The 18393-nt window shown below is 33.3% G+C and carries 19 protein-coding genes and 1 other RNA gene; 10 read left to right on the forward strand and 10 right to left on the reverse strand.

Annotated elements, in window-relative coordinates; genetic code table 11:
- Position 1 precedes the first annotated feature (1 nt).
- Complete coding sequence (locus tag H7350_RS05885; RefSeq protein WP_204344974.1) at positions 2-907, forward strand: Ppx/GppA phosphatase family protein; 906 nt, start codon at positions 2-4, stop codon at positions 905-907.
- 160 nt (positions 908-1067) lie between these two features.
- Positions 1068-1598 carry a porin family protein gene (locus H7350_RS05890; protein ID WP_204344975.1) on the forward strand — a complete coding sequence of 177 codons (531 nt, stop codon included), beginning with the start codon at positions 1068-1070 and terminating at the stop codon, positions 1596-1598.
- A 60-nt stretch (positions 1599-1658) separates the two neighbouring features.
- Here H7350_RS05890 and H7350_RS05895 read toward each other — a convergent pair whose 3' ends face one another.
- The 4 genes from H7350_RS05895 to dnaX are packed head-to-tail and all read right to left on the reverse strand — an operon-like array spanning position 1659 to position 6097.
- On the reverse strand, positions 1659-3188 hold the full coding sequence (locus H7350_RS05895; RefSeq protein ID WP_204344976.1) for an META domain-containing protein: 1530 nt from the start codon (positions 3186-3188) through the stop codon (positions 1659-1661).
- 35 nt (positions 3189-3223) lie between these two features.
- Entirely contained in the window at positions 3224-3805 is a 582-nt protein-coding gene (locus H7350_RS05900) for a MiaE family protein (RefSeq protein WP_204344977.1), read from the reverse strand.
- Positions 3806-3807: 2 nt separating this feature from the next.
- Positions 3808-4371 (reverse strand): hypothetical protein, encoded by a 564-nt coding sequence (locus H7350_RS05905; protein WP_204344978.1) that lies wholly within the window; start codon positions 4369-4371, stop codon positions 3808-3810.
- Positions 4372-4381: 10 nt separating this feature from the next.
- Positions 4382-6097, reverse strand: a complete 1716-nt coding sequence (gene dnaX, locus H7350_RS05910; protein ID WP_204344979.1) for a DNA polymerase III subunit gamma/tau — start codon at positions 6095-6097, stop codon at positions 4382-4384.
- A 102-nt stretch (positions 6098-6199) separates the two neighbouring features.
- On the opposite strand from dnaX, the gene rnpB reads away from it, so the two are divergent.
- Positions 6200-6521, forward strand: an RNA gene (gene rnpB, locus H7350_RS05915) — RNase P RNA component class A.
- A 47-nt stretch (positions 6522-6568) separates the two neighbouring features.
- Here rnpB and H7350_RS05920 read toward each other — a convergent pair.
- The 4 genes from H7350_RS05920 to H7350_RS05935 all read right to left on the reverse strand — a co-directional run bounded on the left by H7350_RS05920 (position 6569) and on the right by H7350_RS05935 (position 9411).
- Positions 6569-7102 (reverse strand): nuclear transport factor 2 family protein, encoded by a 534-nt coding sequence (locus H7350_RS05920; protein WP_204344980.1) that lies wholly within the window; start codon positions 7100-7102, stop codon positions 6569-6571.
- A 227-nt stretch (positions 7103-7329) separates the two neighbouring features.
- Positions 7330-7863, reverse strand: a complete 534-nt coding sequence (gene rsmD / locus H7350_RS05925; RefSeq protein ID WP_204344981.1) for a 16S rRNA (guanine(966)-N(2))-methyltransferase RsmD — start codon at positions 7861-7863, stop codon at positions 7330-7332.
- Positions 7863-8672 (reverse strand): DUF3822 family protein, encoded by an 810-nt coding sequence (locus H7350_RS05930; RefSeq protein ID WP_204344982.1) that lies wholly within the window; start codon positions 8670-8672, stop codon positions 7863-7865. The genes rsmD and H7350_RS05930 overlap by 1 nt, the downstream gene beginning before the upstream one ends.
- A gap of 1 nt (position 8673) precedes the next feature.
- On the reverse strand, positions 8674-9411 hold the full coding sequence (locus tag H7350_RS05935) for a hypothetical protein (RefSeq protein WP_204344983.1): 738 nt from the start codon (positions 9409-9411) through the stop codon (positions 8674-8676).
- A 204-nt stretch (positions 9412-9615) separates the two neighbouring features.
- On the opposite strand from H7350_RS05935, the gene H7350_RS05940 reads away from it, so the two are divergent.
- Genes H7350_RS05940 through H7350_RS05970 form a run of 7 tightly spaced genes read left to right on the forward strand, consistent with a single transcriptional unit; the run spans position 9616 to position 15443 of the window.
- On the forward strand, positions 9616-11043 hold the full coding sequence (locus H7350_RS05940) for an ATP-dependent DNA helicase (RefSeq protein WP_204344984.1): 1428 nt from the start codon (positions 9616-9618) through the stop codon (positions 11041-11043).
- Between the two features lie 53 nt (positions 11044-11096).
- On the forward strand, positions 11097-11663 hold the full coding sequence (locus H7350_RS05945; protein ID WP_204345482.1) for a DUF4126 domain-containing protein: 567 nt from the start codon (positions 11097-11099) through the stop codon (positions 11661-11663).
- Between the two features lie 45 nt (positions 11664-11708).
- The gene (gene kdsB, locus H7350_RS05950) at positions 11709-12437 is read left to right on the forward strand and encodes a 3-deoxy-manno-octulosonate cytidylyltransferase (protein ID WP_204344985.1); all 729 of its coding nucleotides are present in this window, start codon (positions 11709-11711) and stop codon (positions 12435-12437) included.
- Between the two features lies 1 nt (position 12438).
- Positions 12439-13143: an HAD family hydrolase gene (locus H7350_RS05955; RefSeq protein WP_204344986.1), complete on the forward strand. Its 705-nt coding sequence runs from the start codon at positions 12439-12441 to the stop codon at positions 13141-13143.
- Positions 13143-13763 carry a CatA-like O-acetyltransferase gene (locus H7350_RS05960; RefSeq protein ID WP_204344987.1) on the forward strand — a complete coding sequence of 207 codons (621 nt, stop codon included), beginning with the start codon at positions 13143-13145 and terminating at the stop codon, positions 13761-13763. Before H7350_RS05955 ends, H7350_RS05960 begins: the two co-directional genes overlap by 1 nt.
- Positions 13764-13810: 47 nt before the next feature.
- A complete protein-coding gene (locus H7350_RS05965) occupies positions 13811-14893 on the forward strand; it encodes an iron-containing alcohol dehydrogenase family protein (RefSeq protein WP_235989280.1) in 1083 nt (360 codons plus the stop codon).
- A gap of 1 nt (position 14894) precedes the next feature.
- Positions 14895-15443, forward strand: a complete 549-nt coding sequence (locus H7350_RS05970; RefSeq protein WP_204344988.1) for a 1-acyl-sn-glycerol-3-phosphate acyltransferase — start codon at positions 14895-14897, stop codon at positions 15441-15443.
- Between the two features lie 226 nt (positions 15444-15669).
- Here the strand turns inward: H7350_RS05970 and H7350_RS05975 are convergent, their stop codons facing one another.
- Both H7350_RS05975 and H7350_RS05980 read right to left on the reverse strand, forming a co-directional pair.
- Positions 15670-16155: a nuclear transport factor 2 family protein gene (locus tag H7350_RS05975; protein ID WP_204344989.1), complete on the reverse strand. Its 486-nt coding sequence runs from the start codon at positions 16153-16155 to the stop codon at positions 15670-15672.
- Between the two features lie 141 nt (positions 16156-16296).
- Positions 16297-18366, reverse strand: coding sequence for a DUF349 domain-containing protein (locus H7350_RS05980; RefSeq protein WP_204344990.1), 2070 nt, complete (start codon positions 18364-18366; stop codon positions 16297-16299).
- Positions 18367-18393: the final 27 nt, after the last annotated feature.

Here is an 18393-nt window from a genome sequence, read left to right on the forward strand (position 1 = left end):
TATGCTAACCATAAAAAAATACGCAGCAATAGATATTGGTTCTAATGCTGTAAGGCTTTTAATTTCAAGTATTATTGAACAAAAGGGGCAGCCTGTAAAGTTCAAAAAAACGTCATTGGTTCGTGTACCAATTCGTCTTGGAGCTGATGTGTTTTTAAATGGCGAAGTTTCCGAAGAAAACAAACAGCGTATGCTGGATACTATGGTAGCTTTTAAATTACTAATGAAATCTCACAAAGTGGTTACCTATAAGGCTTGTGCTACATCTGCTATGCGAGAGGCAGATAACGGAAAAGCTTTGGTAAAACTTATTTCTAAAAAGGCAGCTATTGATATTGATATTATTAATGGAGAAGAAGAAGCAGCAATTATTGCAGCAACAGATTTGCATTCGTATATCAAAGAAGATAAAACATATTTATATGTTGATGTTGGAGGTGGAAGCACGGAGTTTTCTGTTATTCACCTCGGAAATACGGTAGCTTCAAAATCGTTTAAAATTGGCACAGTTCGCTTGCTTAATGATATTGTAAAGAAGGATATTTGGATTGAACTCGAAGACTGGATTAAGGCAAATACGAAAACTTACGACACAATTGATTTAATAGGTTCTGGTGGAAATATTAATAAAATATTTAAAATATCAGGAAAATCAATAGGTAAACCGCTCACATATTTTTACTTAACATCTTATTACAACAAGCTTCAAACCTATTCGTATGAAGAACGTATTACAGAACTTGAGCTTAATCAGGATCGTGCCGATGTAATTATTCCAGCAACACGAATTTATCTGTCTGCTATGAAATGGAGTGGAGCTAAGGATATTTATGTTCCAAAAATCGGATTATCTGATGGTATTATCAAAAGTGTCTATTTTAATACAGTTTCAAGTATAAACCTTTAATATATAGATCTTTTAGCGTGTTTTTGAGAGTAATAGGCTATATTTATTTTGTATTTTTAATTTTCATTATATATTAGCCGTCTCAAATCTAGCTATATACTAGTATAATTTTGATATTAATATCACAGAAATGTGAACCCTAAATAAAATACTTATGCAAATGAAATCAATAGTACTTACTTTATTATTCGTAGTTACAACAACGCTATCTTTCTCTCAGGAAGTGAGTTATGGTGTTAGAGCAGGATTTAATATTTCAAATTTAGATTTTACTCCAGATGCTACATTTTCAAATCAACATAGAAACGGATTTGCTTTTGGTGGATTCGTAGATTATGGAATTACTGAAAACTTTTCAACATATCTTGAAATTCAATATTCTGCTGAAGGAGCTAAAGCCGACGATTTAAGAGCAGATTATCTACAAATGCCAATTATGGCACGCTTTGCTATCGGTGAAAAGTTTACTTTAGGTGTTGGACCAATGGTAAGTTTAAAAACATGGAAAGATCAAGATGCGTTTTCAACATTCACCTTTTCAGGTGTTGGTGGTGTAGAATATATGATTAACGATGAATTATTCATTGATGCTCGTGTTCATTATGGTTTAAGTAACATTCTTGATGAAGACATCTCTGGGTTGGAAGCTCAAAATACCACATTTCAATTTGGATTTGGAATTAAAATCTAAAACTCAAATAACACATAAAATTGAAAAGCCTCTTTGTATCTACTGAGGCTTTTTTTATATCTATCGTTTAATAAACTTAAGTATTTTTGAGATGTTATTTTCTGTTGTGATATTCAAAAAATATACTCCAGATGATAAATAATCAACTAGAATCATATCTGATAGTAATGGGCCACCTACTATGGTCTTGCCTTGAATGGTAACTATAGTATATTTAGGGTTTTGCAGAGGTTCTAAACCTGATAATTTTAGTACAGATGATACTAGATTTTCTTTCAAAACGACATCAAGTGTTGGAATATCAACATCTTCTAAAGATAATGGAGCATCTCCAAATACTAGTTTAGCACCCAACAAATCGGTCATAATTAATGTAGCGCCATCATTAATGATTTTTAATTCAAAATAATTCGAAGAAGGAGATTCTAAAGTAGCAAAATAGGCATCTTCATATGTGCTAGAAGTACAATCAGCCAACGTAGCTCCGAAATTTCTAATCAGTACATTGTCTCCATTAGATGTGAAAGAGAATTCATAGGTGCAGTAAAAGCTATTGCAGTCGCCATTACCTAAAGCTTGAGTTTCAAAAAGCACAGGGTCAATTGTATTGGTAAATAATAAAGAAGGAGCATCAGAAAAGGGAATCTCTATATTAGAACTACCAGGAATTTCCATACGAGACAGATACCATGTTTGTACTAATGTTGTCTCCGAAGGTATTTTACCATAAACAGCATAATCGCCAGAAGCAGGATTAGAAATTACTAAAGTCGCGGCGTCACCTGTCCCAAAAGCTGTATAATTGAGGACACTTGGTATGGCGTTATTAACTCTTAAAACTTCTATATATAAATCTTCGTAGAGTTGTTTTGGTGTTCCTACACAATCCATGGCTGTAACAGCCATGCTGTTGATCGAAATGGTATTCTCATCAGCAACATAATTACCATCAAAGGAATTACAAGACGAATTCCCATCAAAAACCAAATTATTTGCAAGACTTCCTGGATTGGCAGTGAATATGATACCCATATTTTGACTTTCGTTGAAATAGTTATTGTGAATTACATTGTCAACGACAATTTGGTCTAGGTACCAATTCGTGGTTAATTGTTCTGGAGGATCGTTTTCTTTGGTGAAATTAGCAACAACACCTGTTGTTACCCCTAATCCTTCATCGAAGTAGGCAAAATCAAGTACTAATGAGGTCGAGTCACCGTTGTTGGTAATAGTAAAAATCAATATTTGAGGATGTACTGTAGGAATAGAGAGCAAACCATAAGTTGCAATTTCAAAACTATTATCTTCACTGCAAGTTGTAGGAGTCCACATGGCGTTTGTAATTTCAAAAGTATTCTCTGTAGTAGATGCTGTATAAAAGCTTTGGTATATTTCACCACAAAAACTCTGTATGGTGATCACATTAGCATCAACATCAAAATCTATTGTTATAGGATTTGATGGGTCTTCCAAAAAAATATCATGATCAAAAATTGAATCCATAACCCATTGGCCATCCAATAAATCCTCTTGGGCAAAGATTGTAGTTATACTAAATAAAAAAAGAGAAGCAAAGTAAATGTTTTTCATAGTGGGTATGATTTATTACAATAAATGTAAGAAATTTACCCGTGAATTGTTTCATTTTTACCCAAATTTTTCATGATACTTGCCTCATAATCAAGAAGGTTCTGCCACTTTTGATCCACCTCATTACGATCTCCATATTGCCTTGCAAATCCTAAAAACATCGTATAGTGATTGGCTTCACTCACCATTAATTTTCTATAAAACTCAGCGAGTTCTTTGTCTTCAAGTTCTTCTGAAAGCAGTCTAAAACGTTCGCAACTTCTGGCTTCTATTAAAGCAGCATACAGCAATCTGTGAACGAGCTGTGTGGTTCTGCTACCACCTTTTGGAAAGAATTTTAAAAGTTGTATCACATAATCATCTTTTCGGTCACGCCCTAAAACCCAGCCTTTTGCCAGAATTCTATCATGTACCATCTTAAAGTGACTTATTTCTTCCTTAACCAAGGCCGTCATTTCGGTAACCAATTTGGTATATTCAGGAAAACTCACAATCAAGGATATTGCTGTACTTGCGGCTTTCTGCTCACAATAAGCGTGATCTGTTAAAATATCTTCAATATTTTTCTCTACAATATTTACCCAACGCGGATCGGTTGGTAATTTTAATCCAAGCATAATTAAATGTGATCTTCTAATAAAGTTAGACGCTGTTTTCCTTGTTTATCAATACGCAAGTTGTATAATTTATGCGACTGTTGTACCGGATTGATAAATGATAATCCCAATGATAATTTTTCAGAATCTGATTGTTCCTGATTGACCCAAACATGTTCGAGTGTGGCATTATTCCAAAAATCTGAAGGCAAATAATCTATAAAATTTTCAACAGAAATATGCGTGTCAAAAATAATTTTGTCTTGAACAACTACTCTGATTTCTGAAGTAAATGTACGGTGATAATTGGTCGTCTTTTCTAATTGATTTATGCGTTGACTTAATTGAATTTCAGAATCCATATTTGCATAATTTTTTATACTAACTTTGAAAGTATTGGCAATCAATGAGTCTGTTTTTGTTTCAGTGTAACTGACAGGATAGTAATTGTCTATATCTATTGATTTGATGTTTTCATTGAATTCTGTAACAGCTTGTTCTAAACGTTCTTTTTTACTGGTTCGATTATGACAAGACATGAGGACAATGATCAAAATACAAGAAATGATAAAGCTAATTTTTTTCATAATAAATACTTTAAATATCCAGACCAAAAGTTTTTCTAAGGACTTCTATATTTGGATTTTTCTCTTTGAGTTTTTCATACTTTTCTTGAGTTGTAAAAGCATATTTTTTAGAGATTTCTTCATTGACAGTAATATCGAGTTTTAAATCATAATTCATCAATGATTTTCTAATAAACTCCATCAAAGGATACTGTGCGCGCTCAAGTTCAACTTTTAATGTTTCATTTGGAAATGCTAGCTTAATACTTGTGTTATCTAACTTTGGCTTTCCCATTTCAAGGATAGAAGCCATGATTTTCTCTCCTTTTTTATGAAGTTGTTTAATATAAGCGTTCCAGGCCTCATGAAACTCAGCTTCTGTAAATGCTTCGGTTGGTAAAGCTTCGGCATCAATTACAACTTCCATTTGTCTGATTTGATGCTCTTTTTTTGCTTTTATACTTTTTAAAGACAATCCAGATGTACGCTGATCTTTATTTAAATCCAGTACAGGTTTTGCAGGCTCGGCAGCTATTGGTGTATTAACTTTAGGCGTGCTTGTATCAGGTGTTTCATCAACAACCTCATTTGTTTTGTTTGTTTTTGGGATTTCAACAGGAATAGGTGTTATTCCTTTGGCTTTAAAATAAGATGGCGGAATTATGTAATATTTGCTATTTTTTTTTTCTCCATCAAAAGTGATAGAGGCAAGCTGCATAAGGCAAAGTTCAACAAGTAAGCGTTGATTTTTACTGCTCTTATACTTTAAATCGCAATCGTTAGCGAGTTCTATGCCTTTTATGAGAAAGGCATGAGGTGCTTTTTTAGATTGTTTTAAATACTTTTCTTTTGTGTCTTCTCCAACTTCTAGAAGTTCAATTGTTTTTTCATTTTGACAGACCAGCAAATCTCTAAAATGCGACGCTAATCCTGCGATATAATGATGACCATCAAAACCTTTAGATAGGGTGTGATTGTATTGAATTAATAATTCCGGAATCTTATTATCTAAAATAAGATCTGTACTTGTAAAGTATGTTTCGTAGTCGAGAACATTAAGATTTTCTGTAACCGCTTGTCTGGTTAATTCTTTTCCTGAAAAGCTAACAACACGATCAAAAATAGATAAAGCATCACGCATGGCACCATCTGCTTTTTGCGCTATAATATGTAGCGCGTCATCTTCGGCTTTGACACCTTGTTCTTCAGCAATATATTTCAGATAGTCTTTAGCATCTTTGACAGTTATGCGTTTGAAATCAAAAATCTGACAACGTGATAATATCGTTGGAATGATTTTATGCTTTTCAGTTGTTGCTAAAATAAATATGCAATGCTTAGGAGGTTCTTCTAAGGTTTTTAAAAATGCATTAAAGGCAGAAGGTGACAACATATGCACCTCGTCAATGATATAGACTTTGTATTTTCCAACCTGAGGAGGAATTCTTACTTGATCTGTTAAATTTCTAATGTCATCAACCGAGTTATTAGATGCGGCATCCAGTTCAAAAATATTGAAAGCGAAATCTTCATCTTCAGTTTCAGAACCATCACTGTTAATCATTTTGGCCAATATACGAGCGCAGGTCGTTTTCCCAACACCACGCGGACCAGTAAACAGAAGGGCTTGAGCTAAATGGTTGTTTTCAATAGCATTTAACAAGGTGTTTGTAATAGCTTGCTGACCCACAACATCCTTAAAGGTTTGAGGTCTATATTTACGAGCTGATACAATGAAATGTTCCATTAAAAATACTTAGATAACAAAGTTAAAAATTCAATATAAAAATAGGAATTATGATGCTGTAATTTAAAAGGAGTTATTAACAATTAATTGTACTTTTGCAAACGAGTAGATCGCCTTATCGCAACGGCTTATTTGTCGTTGAGGAAAGTCCGAACACCATAGTGCAATCATAGTGGTTAACAGCCATCCATCGAGAGATGAGGAAAAGTGCAACAGAAAGAATGTACAGGTCATGCTGTAGTGAAATCAGGTAAACTCTATGTGGTGCAATGTCATGTAAACTAGTGATTGAGCGTGCACGCGCGATGCTAGAGGGTAGGCAGCTAAAGTTTGCTGGTAACAGTAAACGCAGATAAATGATAGGGATGCCAACTAGATTAGTCTTGTTGGTATACAGAATTCGGCTTATAGATTTACTTTCCCATTAAAAAACCCTTTACAATTTGTAAAGGGTTTTTATTTTGTGATATTTTATTGTTTAGGAGGAGCTAGTGTAAAGCCTTGACTTTCCATAATATTTAGCATATCATAGAAATAGCGCATAAATACAATTTTACCACCTTCAACCATTGATACTGAATGGTAAGGAATGATTATGGTTTTTCCAGTTTTTTTATCGGTAACAGTGTTTGTTCCCCAAGACAATAGCCATTCGCCTTCGTTCCAATACTCTTCAACCTTAACAGGCAAATAGAGGTCATTAGTAATAGAATGTTTAAACTGATTTGTACTATTTGTAAAATAGGCAGTGTGCTGCTTTACGTTTAAAGAGTCTAATGCACCACCTAAACCATAAATCATAGCGTTTTCATGGAGTTGAGCATTCATTTTAGCAACATCTCCATTTTGAAGCGCTTTAGTGTAATTTCGAACAAGCTGATTTGCTGTTTCAGCATTTTTAAACTCTAAGGTGACCTTTGGCTGGTCTTTTTGAGCATTAACATGCATTGGTAAAAATAGCAGCAAAGTAAAAACTGCTAACATCGTTTTTTGTAATACTTTCATAATAATTGATTTAAGTTAATATGTTGATTGCTTAATAGCCATAGTTAACCATATCAAAATGAAGGGAGTAAATTGGAGGACAATTTATAGGTGCAAAATGAGTATACACTCAGAGTTGAAGACTTACAAGTTAGTAAAAAATTATTAATAGGGTTTATACTACAAATATAGCACTAGTACAGTTGGAGTATTAGAGTGGTTCAACCTAAATAAAAAAACAAGTAGATTTACTTAAAGAAACTAAACATATTACCTCCATAACTTTTGGAATGCGAATAGTGCGCTAAATGAGATAAATCGGTGTGTTTAGAATGTTCAACAATGAGTAAGCCTTCGTCTTCTAATAGTGTATTTTGAAAGACTAACTGCGGAATTCTGGCAAATTCTTCAGTAAGAAAATCATAAGGAGGATCAGCAAAAATGATTGTATGTTGCTGTGTCGTTTTTTCTAAGAATTTAAAAACATCACTTTTTATTGTCGAAATAGTCATTTCGAAACTTTCGGCAGTCTCATTTATAAATTTGATGCAGCCATAGTTTTCGTCGACAGCAGTAATCTGCTCAGTTCCTCGGGAAGCAAACTCGTAACTTATATTACCTGTGCCAGCAAACAGATCTAAAACTGAAATATCATCAAAATAATACTGATTATTTAAAATATTAAACAATGACTCTTTGGCCATGTCTGTAGTTGGTCTGACAGGTAATTTTTTTGGAGCTACAATTCGACGCCCTTTGTATTGACCAGAAATAATTCGCATTAGTTAAAGCTATTTAGTAAAATGAAATCGTTGTGTGAAGCACTGGTATTAATGTCCGTCTTAAACTTATAATCATAATTTGGGTGAATAAAATCTACAAATCGAATGTATTTATATAATATACTATAATCGTCATCTGTAGTTTCAATAGAACCAGATAGGACCGTTTTGATGGTTTCCGGATCGAGTTTAAGCTGTTCTACAGTAAATAAGATGTAATAAATAAAATCTTCTTTACTTTGATATTCAAAGGTATTGTAAAAAATAAGTTCCAGATTTTTTACATATACAATTTCAAAGGTGTTTTTATTTACATTAATATGTAATTTTTCTCCTGAAAATTTAGAACCTAACTGCAAAAGAGATTCGATAAGAATAGTAGAGGAGTGTTTGTATTCAAAGCTTCCGAAGGTATCAAAGATATAATTGTTAATATTAACCAGAGGCACATAAACATTCATACTTTGAATGGTAGAGAGTTCATCATAACTAATGAAATCGGTCTTTAAAATCTTAGCATTAAATTTTAAATAATCGGCTAAGTTATTTTCATTAAATACCGCTTTGGGAACAAGACATGATAATTCATTTTGATATACACAGGTTATCGTATTAAAAGTTTGTTCAAAAAGCGAATTTGACTCAACTACGTTTTTTAACTCATTTAAAAGCTCAAAAGGCGATGCTTTTTTGTCAAGTCGAACATGATTAAGCCATTCGATTGTGTTCGTTGAACGATTTAGAATGCAAAAAGAAAGTCCACTCAAACGAATTTGAATGGACAATGCTTTTATACTATTTTGTTTCAATTTAGTCTTTGCTTAAGTTTTTAGGCCAGTTACCACCTGTATCTGCTTCGGTCATAGAACCAACTTGTAACTTAGGTCCGTTAACGCCATCAACAGACATCACTTCTTTTTCTTTGGCCACTAAGTTTTTATCTTGATCGTGTAAAATAACATCTTTATCTACATAAGCTTCAAAAACAGCAATACCACTTTCATCTAGCTTACCAGCTTTAAGGTTGAATTTTGATCCTGCAGGACCAACACCTTCTGGGAGATTCATCATCGTTTTGTAGCGTGTGTCTGCTCCAAAAAGAGAATCCTTTACTGACACAAAACCTAAGGTGTCAATAACGATAATATCTTTAGTTGTTTCAACACCACCAAAACGACGCGTTAATTCTTCATCAATGATAGTTGAATCTCTACGTTGTGTAATTGTAAATTGGGCAGTATCAATAAACTTAATTAAATTATCAAAATCTCCAGCAAATTCTTTAGTTACTGTTCTGTGTGCTAATTGTGCATCTCTAATATCTTTTAATTTAGTAATCACTGTTTTATAGCGCTCATCTTTAATTTTGTTAAATTGGATTTCACCATAAACAGACATGAAAGTGATATATCCTAAAAAGAAAATTAGAGCCCATAATACTAAATTAAGTACAGGTTTTAATTTTTTAGGCACAAACTTATCAATTAACCAAACAATACCAATGGTAAGTAAAATAAGGCCGACAACTACAAGAATTATTTTTAACATAGTTAGTTTTTTTATTTTGTTAAGGAGTTACGCAAATCTACAATTTTTTTTTATTCGTTAAAATATTGTAGATAAAAAACAATGAAAGTTGAAAGATATAAAATTACTTTCATATTCTATAACAAAATTTGTGATGTAAAGTGATAAAAACCTTAACACATTAAATGTTATATTGCATTTTCAATTATTTTTTGAGCACTTTTTATGACCTCCTCAGATTTTTATAAATTACTAATAAAGAAATTTCCTTTTGCTCCAACAACTAAGCAACTGGTTGCTATTGAACAATTAGCACAGTTTGTATTTGACGATTCTCCAAATGCTTTATACCTATTAAAAGGATTTGCTGGAACAGGAAAAACGAGTATCATTGGAACTCTGGTTTCTAATTTATGGGAGACAAAAAAAAGTGCTGTATTGATGGCTCCAACAGGAAGAGCAGCAAAAGTCATCTCTAATTATTCAAAAAAAGAAGCCTTTACAATACATAAAAAAATCTATTTTCCGAAGAAAGATAGAGGAGGAGGCGTTAAATTTGTGATGCAACCCAACAAGCATCGGAACACCATATTTATAGTCGATGAAGCTTCAATGATTTCTGATACTCCGGCAGACTCTAAAAATTTTGAGAGTACATCGTTGTTAGATGATTTAATACATTTTGTGTATTCTGGACATAAATGTAAATTATTACTTATTGGTGATAAGGCACAACTGCCTCCTGTTAAATCTGAATTTTCTCCAGCTCTCAATCAAGACAAACTCGATTTAAATTATAATAAAAATGTGACGTCAATAGAACTTGATGAAGTTGTAAGGCAAAATCAGGATTCTGGTATTTTGAGTAATGCAACGCGAATTAGAGAGGTTATCGAAAATGAATTTTATGACTCTTTTAAATTCAATCTTAATGGGTTTACCGATATCATACGTCTTATTGATGGTCATGAAATTATGGATGCCATAAATGATTCTTATAGTGAGCATGGTCATGAGGATACAGCTATTATAGTAAGAAGTAACAAACGTGCTAACTTATATAATCAACAAATCAGAAATCGTATTCTATTTAATGAAAATGAATTAACTGTTGGTGATTTTTTAATGGTCGTTAAAAATAATTACTTCTGGATCAAGCCTACTACTGAAGCTGGTTTTATTGCTAATGGTGATATCATTCAGGTGCTAGAAATTTTTTCAATTCAAACCCTTTATGATTTTCGTTTTGCTGAAGTGAAAGTGCAAATGGTCGATTATCCAAAGATGAGACCATTTGAAACCGTTTTGCTTTTAGATACCATTGAAGCCGAAACCCCTTCGTTAACTTATGAGGACAGTAATCGATTATACCAAGAGGTGCAAAAGGATTATGAAGATGAAACGTCCAATTATAAAAAGTTCCTGAGTATAAAAGGCAATAAGCATTTCAATGCTTTGCAAGTTAAGTTTTCGTATGCAATAACGTGTCATAAATCTCAGGGTGGACAATGGAACACAATTTTTGTAGAGCAACCCTATTTGCCTAATGGCATTGATAAAGATTATATGCGTTGGTTATATACAGCAGCAACAAGAGCTAAAGAAAGATTATATCTTATCGGATTTAAAGATGATTTTTTTGAAACCGTATAACTCTACTGTTGTTAAACTGAAATAAAAACTTAAAAGAAACATGGTTTAGTATGATGACTTTTGAAACACTTATAAGTATTTGCTTAGGCATTGGTTTATCTGCATCTGTCGGTTTTAGGGTGTTTGTACCTTTGTTTGCTTTAAGCTTGGCTGCTTATTTTAATTTATGGGAACTTAATGATTCTTGGCAATGGATTGGTAGTTTAACAGCTGTTATCACTCTTGGAGTTGCTACTTTAGTTGAAATATTTGCCTATTACATCCCTTATATAGATAATCTTTTAGATTCAATTGCTATTCCCTTGGCAACTATTGCAGGAACTGCTGTTATGGTTTCTACAGTAGCTGATTTGAGTCCTGCAATTACCTGGGCTTTAGCTATTATTGCTGGTGGAGGTACTGCTGCTGCAATTGCAGGCAGTTCTGGTGCTACTCGACTTGCTTCAACCACTTCCACAGGTGGAATAGCTAATCCAGTGGTTTCAACGATTGAAACGGGCACATCAGTTATCATGTCTATTATGTCTTTATTCATTCCTGTATTGGCATTTATTTTTGTTCTAATTATTTTATTCCTTATTTACAGAGTTTATAAAAAGATTAAAAGAAGTAGGACTTAAATTCCTTTAAAAGTTTTATTTTTGAGACTCAACCTTTTGTATTAAATGAAGATAATATCAATGATTCCAGCACGTTATAGTGCTTCACGTTTTCCTGGAAAGCTTATGCAAAACCTAGCAGGAAAATCAGTAATCTTAAGAACCTATGAAGCTACGGTTGCAACGCAGCTTTTTGATGATGTGTATGTCGTAACTGATAGTGCTGTAATATTTGATGAGATCACTTCTAATGGCGGAAAAGCAATCATGAGCAAAAAAGAACATGAGTCTGGTAGCGATCGTATTGCAGAAGCTGTTGCAGACTTAGACGTCGATATTGTAGTTAATGTTCAGGGTGATGAACCTTTTACAGAGCGTGAAAGCCTTGGGAAAGTACTTGAAGTTTTTAAAGAAGATCATGAAAAAAATATTGACTTAGCATCTTTGATGGTTGAAATCCATGACTGGGATGAAATCAGTAATCCAAATACTGTAAAAGTCATTGTGGATCAACAAAATTTTGCGCTTTATTTTTCAAGAAGCCCAATTCCTTATCCTCGTGATAAACAAGCTGGAGCACGATACTTTAAGCATAAAGGTATTTATGCATTTCGCAAACAAGCCTTATTAGATTTTTATGAACTTCCAATGCAGTTTATTGAAGCTACCGAAAAGATTGAATGCATTCGGTATTTAGAATACGGCAAACGAATTAAAATGGTTGAAACTACTATTGAAGGTGTTGAAATTGATACTCCTGAAGATCTAGAACGTGCTAAAAAACTTTGGAAATAATTTGAATGCTAAATACCAACATATAAAAGTTATAGGTTTTGATGCTGACGATACACTGTGGGTTAATGAGACCTATTTTCGTGATGCAGAATTAGAATTTGCTAAACTGATGGCGCCTTATGAGACTGCTAATAAGATTGATCAAGAATTGTTTAAAAAGGAAATAGAAAACCTTCCTCTTTATGGCTATGGTGTTAAGGGTTTTGTACTTTCAATGGTTGAAATGGCTCTCGAATTATCTAATAATTCAATTTCAAATGAGACGATTTCAAAAATATTAGATATTGGTAAAGCCATGTTAAACAAACCTGTAGAATTGTTAGATGGCGTTGAAGATACATTGATGACATTATCTAAGTCTTACCGATTAATAGTTGTGACAAAAGGAGATTTATTAGATCAGGAACGAAAATTAGAGAAATCAAATTTATTATCTTATTTTCATCATATAGAAGTACTTAGCGACAAACAGGAATCTAATTATTCAAAACTATTGGGACATTTAGATATCAATCCATCAGAATTTTTAATGGTTGGGAACTCATTAAAATCTGATATCTTACCATTAATAGCCATTGGTGCTGAAGCGATTCATATTCCTTTTCATACCACTTGGTTACACGAGCAGGTGGCTACAAAAGATATAAAAGAAAAAAAATATAAGACATTGACCAGTTTGTCAGACTTAAAAGCAATTTTGAATTAGTGGAGATACTCAATATAAATGCCTGGAAGCGAAAGCAGCATTATAACCATTTTAAATCTTTAAATGACCCCTATTTTGGTGTCACTATTCCTTTTGATGTAACTAAAGCTTACCAGTTTGCAAAACATAATAATGTGTCTTTTTTTGGAAAGTATTTACACGATTGTATGCAAGCCATAAATGCTGTAGATGAATTAAAACTTAGAGTCGTTGATGAAGATGTTGTAAAGTATGATACTATAAATGCTTCTGCAACATTAATGAGGTCTGATAATACTTTTGGGTTTTCTTATATCGAGTTTAGTAATGATTTAAATGAATTTCTAGCACATATTAATGCTGAAAAAGATAGAATTGAAACTACTGGAGCCTTATTTCCGTTGCGAAATGATTTAGAATGTATTCATTGTTCGGCTTTACCTTGGTTCAATTTTTCAGGACATAAAGAACCGGTTTCAGGACAATTTGAGTCTGTGCCAAAGCTGGCCTTTAGTAAAATGGTTAAAAATGACAGTAATAGTCTATCAATGAATGTTTCAATACAAGTCAATCATGCATTGGTTGATGGTTATCACGTTGGATTATTTTCCGAAAAATTCCAACATTATTTAAATAAGTAAAGATAAATCCAACTATGTTTTTATTTTTGTTACACGAAGACAAGTAAATGAGTTATAAAAATTACCCAATGGTGTCCAGAGTTGTATTTGGACGAAGCAGTTTTAATCAGTTAGGCGATATTATAGCGCCTAAACGTTTAAATAGAAAAGCGCCATTCATATTTTTGGTTGATGATGTGTTTAAGGGAAATTCTGAAATGACTTCGAGAATTCCTTTAGCCTATGACGATCAGCTTCTATATATTTCTGCAGAACACGAACCAAAAACGTCACAAGTAGACGAGCTGGTTGAACAAATTATTTTAAATTATAAAGACAGACCTTCTGGTATCATCGGAATAGGAGGAGGTACAATTCTCGATCTTGCTAAAGCAGTAGCAATCATGCTTACAAATGAAGGCGAGGCAAAGAATTATCAAGGCTGGGATTTAGTTAAAAATCCTGCTATATACCATGTAGGAATACCTACTTTATCTGGTACTGGTGCAGAAGTATCCCGAACAACTATTTTAACCGGACCAGAAAGAAAGCTGGGAATAAACAGTGATTATACACCTTTTGATCAAGTTATTCTTGACCCTGAGTTGACCAAAGATGTTCCAAAAGAGCAATGGTTTTACACAGGAATGGATTGTTATGTGCATTGTATTGAATCTTTAAATGGTACATTTTTAAATGCTTTTAGTCAGAGTTATGGCGAAAAAGCATTAGAACTCTGTAAAGAAATATTTCTTGGAGATTCTTTATCTCAAGAAGAATCTGCCGATAAATTAATGATGGCATCCTGGCATGGCGGAATGAGTATAGCTTATTCTCAGGTTGGTGTTGCTCATGCAATGAGTTATGGTTTAGGCTATCTCTTAGGTGTTAAGCATGGTGTTGGTAATTGTATCGTCTTCGAGCACTTAGAAGAGTATTATCCTGAAGGTGTAGCCATGTATAAAGCTATGCGTAAGAAGCATAATATTAAGATTCCTCAAGGTATTTGTGCCAATTTGAGTGATGATGAATTTGACACGATGATTGATGTAGCACTTAGTCTAGAACCACTTTGGGAAAATGCTGTTGGTAAAGACTGGAAGAAAGTTATTACCAGAGACAAACTCAAAGCATTGTATAAAAAAATGTAATATGCGATGGCTAGCACGAGTAATCTACTTTAAGATTTGGGGATGGAAAATCACCGGAAACACTAATTTTTCAAAAGATACAGTTAAAAAAGCTGTAATTATAGCAGCACCTCATACTAGCTGGTACGATTTTATCAATGGTATTCTGCTTCGTAAAATTGTCAATGTCAAAACCAATTTTGTAGCAAAAAAAGAACTATTTAAATGGCCTTTTGGGTATTACTTTAGAGCTGTTGGTGGTGCAGCATTAGATCGAACTTCTGGTCAAAATAAGGTAGAAGCTATTGCAAAGTTATTTGAAGATAAAGAGGAGTTTAGACTGACTTTAGCTCCTGAAGGTACCCGAAAAAAAGTTGACCACTGGAAAACAGGATTTTATTATATAGCCAAAACGGCAAATGTACCTATCATTATGTTTACTCTGGATTTCAAAAACAAACAGAATCATATTTCTGAACCCTTTTATCCAACCGATGATGTTGAAGCCGATTTTGCTTTCATGAAAGCCTTTTATAAAGATGTTGAAGGTAAAAAACCTGAATTTTCCTGAAATCTACCTTCTAACCGATAACTAAACCAATTAGTTTTAAGCCTGTTTTTTTTTCTAAAGATGTTTTCGAATATGCTAAATTCTAAGCTGTAGTATTGGGTTTTTCTGATTTTGGCATAGATTTTGAATATTCTTAAAGTGTAATCAAATACTGAAACATAAAGTAAACTATAGGTCCCTAAAAAGAAACAGATATTGATTATTACAAAAGCTACTTCAGACCATCTCAAGTAGCTTTTTTGTTTGAATATTGCTGATTTTCATATGTTGTAAGTAAGCTATTGGTTTGATGCCTGAGTTTGTTTTTAAAATAGCGGGTTCCTCCAACTATAAACCCCTTAAAACCTATAGCTTGTTTAGCCCATTTATGAAGGTTAAACTGATCTGTGTGCTTTATGATTTTTCCGTCTTTAAATTTAAAATTAGCAGTAATCACATTATGGACTTTACGGCCGGTTTTGCTAAATGTATAAAAGGCTTCCCATAGTGCGCTTCCTCCATTAGCAGTTGTATTAACATTTGAATAAATAACTTTAAAATCTTTACCGTTTTGGGTAGCACATAACATTCGCCACATATTACAAGCCCGCTCGCCTTTTAAAATGCCAAATGCTGGATCTTCAAAAACTACATCCTCGTGATAGCATGATATCATGGCTTCGGCATCTAATTCATTAAAGGCCGTATAAAATTTTTCTATAAGTGTATCCATGTTTAAATTTAGTGAATATTCTACTAAAAAAACCAGAACAGTAAAAATTACGTAAATAGGGTATAGTGATAAAATTGATTGGAATAATTACTATGAGAAAGAGAAAAGACCATCTTTAGGGATGGTCTTTTTATTTATGTGTTAATACATGCTTTTAATTTTTCTGAGTTTCTCTTCCCAAACAGTCAAGCCTTGCTTGTGCTTATCAATGTTTTTTATAACATCTTTAACTAGTGGGTTGTTTTCATCAACATTTGAGAAAAACTGCATGTTGTTTTCTAGTTGGTTAATTTCTGCTTTAATTTCGGTAATCTTTTTTCTGATAAAATTTTGCTCGTTGTCTAGGAGTCTAGTATCATTTGGTTGAGATAAACTTTCAAGTTTATTTTCAAATTTGAGCATCTCTAATTTAGCTTTGTCCATATCAAGTTTACCAAATAAAGCGTCGAGTGCTTTATTAAATTTCCCATCAATGTAACGCTTGTTTTGTGGTACATGACCAATAGTTTTCCAGGCTGCAATTTTCTCTTTAATTGTAGCAATGTCTTTTTCTGGTTTACCGCTTAACTCAAGAGCTTTGACTTCTTCGAGCATTGCTGACTTTTGCTCATATGCAGCCATAAGTTCTTTGTTGGCTTCATTGCGTTCAGCATTTAATCTGTCGAAATAGGCATTACAAGCATTTTTAAATTCTTTCCAGATCTTATCACTATCGCGTCTAGGAACATGACCAATTTTTTTCCAGTCACTTTGAATTTTCTTCATCAAAGGCGTTGTTGCAGCTAAGTCTTCATTGTCTTTATTATCTAAAGCAATTTGAATTAGAGCTTTCTTTTTCTCAAGGTTTTCGTATTGATCTTTTTTAAGATTTTTATAGAAGGCATTTTTATTTCTATTAAATGTCCTTACAGCACCTTTAAATTTTGACCAGGTTTGCTCGTTAACTTTTTGAGGCACTTTTCCAGCATTAAAGAACGCCTCTCTTAGTGCTTCAATACGCTTGATTTTCTTTTGCCAGGCTTGATGAGAGCTAGAAGTGTCTGCAGCTACCTCTTCAATATTTGCTATAATTTCTTCTTTTTTAGCCAGATTCGTTTCTCGTGCTTTGTCTAAATCGGCATAATAATCCTGACGCTTATCGTGTATGGTTTTTGTTGCATTACTAAATCGCTCCCATATTTCATCACGATGTTCTCTGGCAACAGGACCCAAATCTTCTTTCCACAACTTATGAAGCACTTGTAATTCTCTGAATGAACGATTGATATTATCGTCTTTAGCTAATTCTTCAGCACGCTCAATAATTTTAGTTTTTTGCTCAAGATTGTGTTTGAAGTCCATATCACGTAAGTCGCGATTCAGATGTAATACATCATAAAAGATTTCAACATGATGGTGGTACGAATTCCAGGCATTATTATAGCGATCTCTTGGGATTGGTCCAGCATTTCTCCATTGCTCTTGTAAGTCTTTAAAATGCTTGTAAGTTGTATTTATATTTTCTTCAGCATTTACTAAGCCTTTAATCTCTTCTATAATTTGTAAGCGCTTTTCAAGATTAGCCTTTAAATTATTTTCACGCTCTTTGTAGTAAGCGTTCAATGTATTTCTGTAAGTTTTAAAGGCAGTATTGAATCGCTTTTTTACTGGCGATGCATAGTAGAAATCAATTTCATTTCCACCTTCACTCAAAAATTCTTCCTTTTTTTCATCAAGTAAGGCATCAAATTTCGAGTTAAACTCAGACTTGATATCGTCTACTTGTGATTTTATATTTTGAATTTTATGATTCGCTATTAACTGCTCAAATTCAATAGTTAATTGCTCCATTGACATCGCGTGGTAATCTTTAGATTCCAGAGTATGTCGCTCGGCATTTTCATCATCTTCGGCATCTTCGGCGTTAGCCTCATCAATTTCTTCAACGTGAGCATCAGCTTTTATTGGAGTTTCAGAAGTATCGGGAGTTGTTTCATTTGTAGTTTCTGAACTATCCTCAGTTGAAGTTTTAACTTCATCTTTTGTCTCAATGGTTTCTTCAGTAGGTTTTGCTGATTCTTCAGGTCCATCAGAATGGGTTGCTGTAGTATCATTTTCTACTTCGGAAATAGGCTCACTAGCGGTATTTCCATCGTCATTGGGTTGAGGCAAATCTGTTGTTTTTAATTTTGTATTTCCGTCTGCATCCTGCAGGTTATCATTCTCAGACATTTTTCAATGTTTTGTTGTTAGAAGGCT

This window comes from Psychroserpens algicola, assembly GCF_014526325.1.
In the GTDB taxonomy this organism is placed as follows: Bacteria; Bacteroidota; Bacteroidia; order Flavobacteriales; family Flavobacteriaceae; genus Psychroserpens; species Psychroserpens algicola.

What these genes read in the sequence shown, in the direction of transcription:
- H7350_RS05885 (WP_204344974.1), top strand. Translation starts at nt 2, where the DNA reads ATGCTAACCATAAAAAAATACGCAGCAATAGATATTGGTTCTAATGCT.
- H7350_RS05890 (WP_204344975.1), top strand. Translation starts at nt 1,068, where the DNA reads ATGAAATCAATAGTACTTACTTTATTATTCGTAGTTACAACAACGCTA.
- H7350_RS05895 (WP_204344976.1), bottom strand. Translation starts at nt 3,188, where the DNA reads ATGAAAAACATTTACTTTGCTTCTCTTTTTTTATTTAGTATAACTACA.
- H7350_RS05900 (WP_204344977.1), bottom strand. Translation starts at nt 3,805, where the DNA reads ATGCTTGGATTAAAATTACCAACCGATCCGCGTTGGGTAAATATTGTA.
- H7350_RS05905 (WP_204344978.1), bottom strand. Translation starts at nt 4,371, where the DNA reads ATGAAAAAAATTAGCTTTATCATTTCTTGTATTTTGATCATTGTCCTC.
- dnaX (WP_204344979.1), bottom strand. Translation starts at nt 6,097, where the DNA reads ATGGAACATTTCATTGTATCAGCTCGTAAATATAGACCTCAAACCTTT.
- H7350_RS05920 (WP_204344980.1), bottom strand. Translation starts at nt 7,102, where the DNA reads ATGAAAGTATTACAAAAAACGATGTTAGCAGTTTTTACTTTGCTGCTA.
- rsmD (WP_204344981.1), bottom strand. Translation starts at nt 7,863, where the DNA reads ATGCGAATTATTTCTGGTCAATACAAAGGGCGTCGAATTGTAGCTCCA.
- H7350_RS05935 (WP_204344983.1), bottom strand. Translation starts at nt 9,411, where the DNA reads ATGTTAAAAATAATTCTTGTAGTTGTCGGCCTTATTTTACTTACCATT.
- H7350_RS05940 (WP_204344984.1), top strand. Translation starts at nt 9,616, where the DNA reads ATGACCTCCTCAGATTTTTATAAATTACTAATAAAGAAATTTCCTTTT.
- H7350_RS05945 (WP_204345482.1), top strand. Translation starts at nt 11,097, where the DNA reads ATGACTTTTGAAACACTTATAAGTATTTGCTTAGGCATTGGTTTATCT.
- kdsB (WP_204344985.1), top strand. Translation starts at nt 11,709, where the DNA reads ATGAAGATAATATCAATGATTCCAGCACGTTATAGTGCTTCACGTTTT.
- H7350_RS05965 (WP_235989280.1), top strand. Translation starts at nt 13,811, where the DNA reads ATGAGTTATAAAAATTACCCAATGGTGTCCAGAGTTGTATTTGGACGA.
- H7350_RS05970 (WP_204344988.1), top strand. Translation starts at nt 14,895, where the DNA reads ATGCGATGGCTAGCACGAGTAATCTACTTTAAGATTTGGGGATGGAAA.
- H7350_RS05975 (WP_204344989.1), bottom strand. Translation starts at nt 16,155, where the DNA reads ATGGATACACTTATAGAAAAATTTTATACGGCCTTTAATGAATTAGAT.
- H7350_RS05980 (WP_204344990.1), bottom strand. Translation starts at nt 18,366, where the DNA reads ATGTCTGAGAATGATAACCTGCAGGATGCAGACGGAAATACAAAATTA.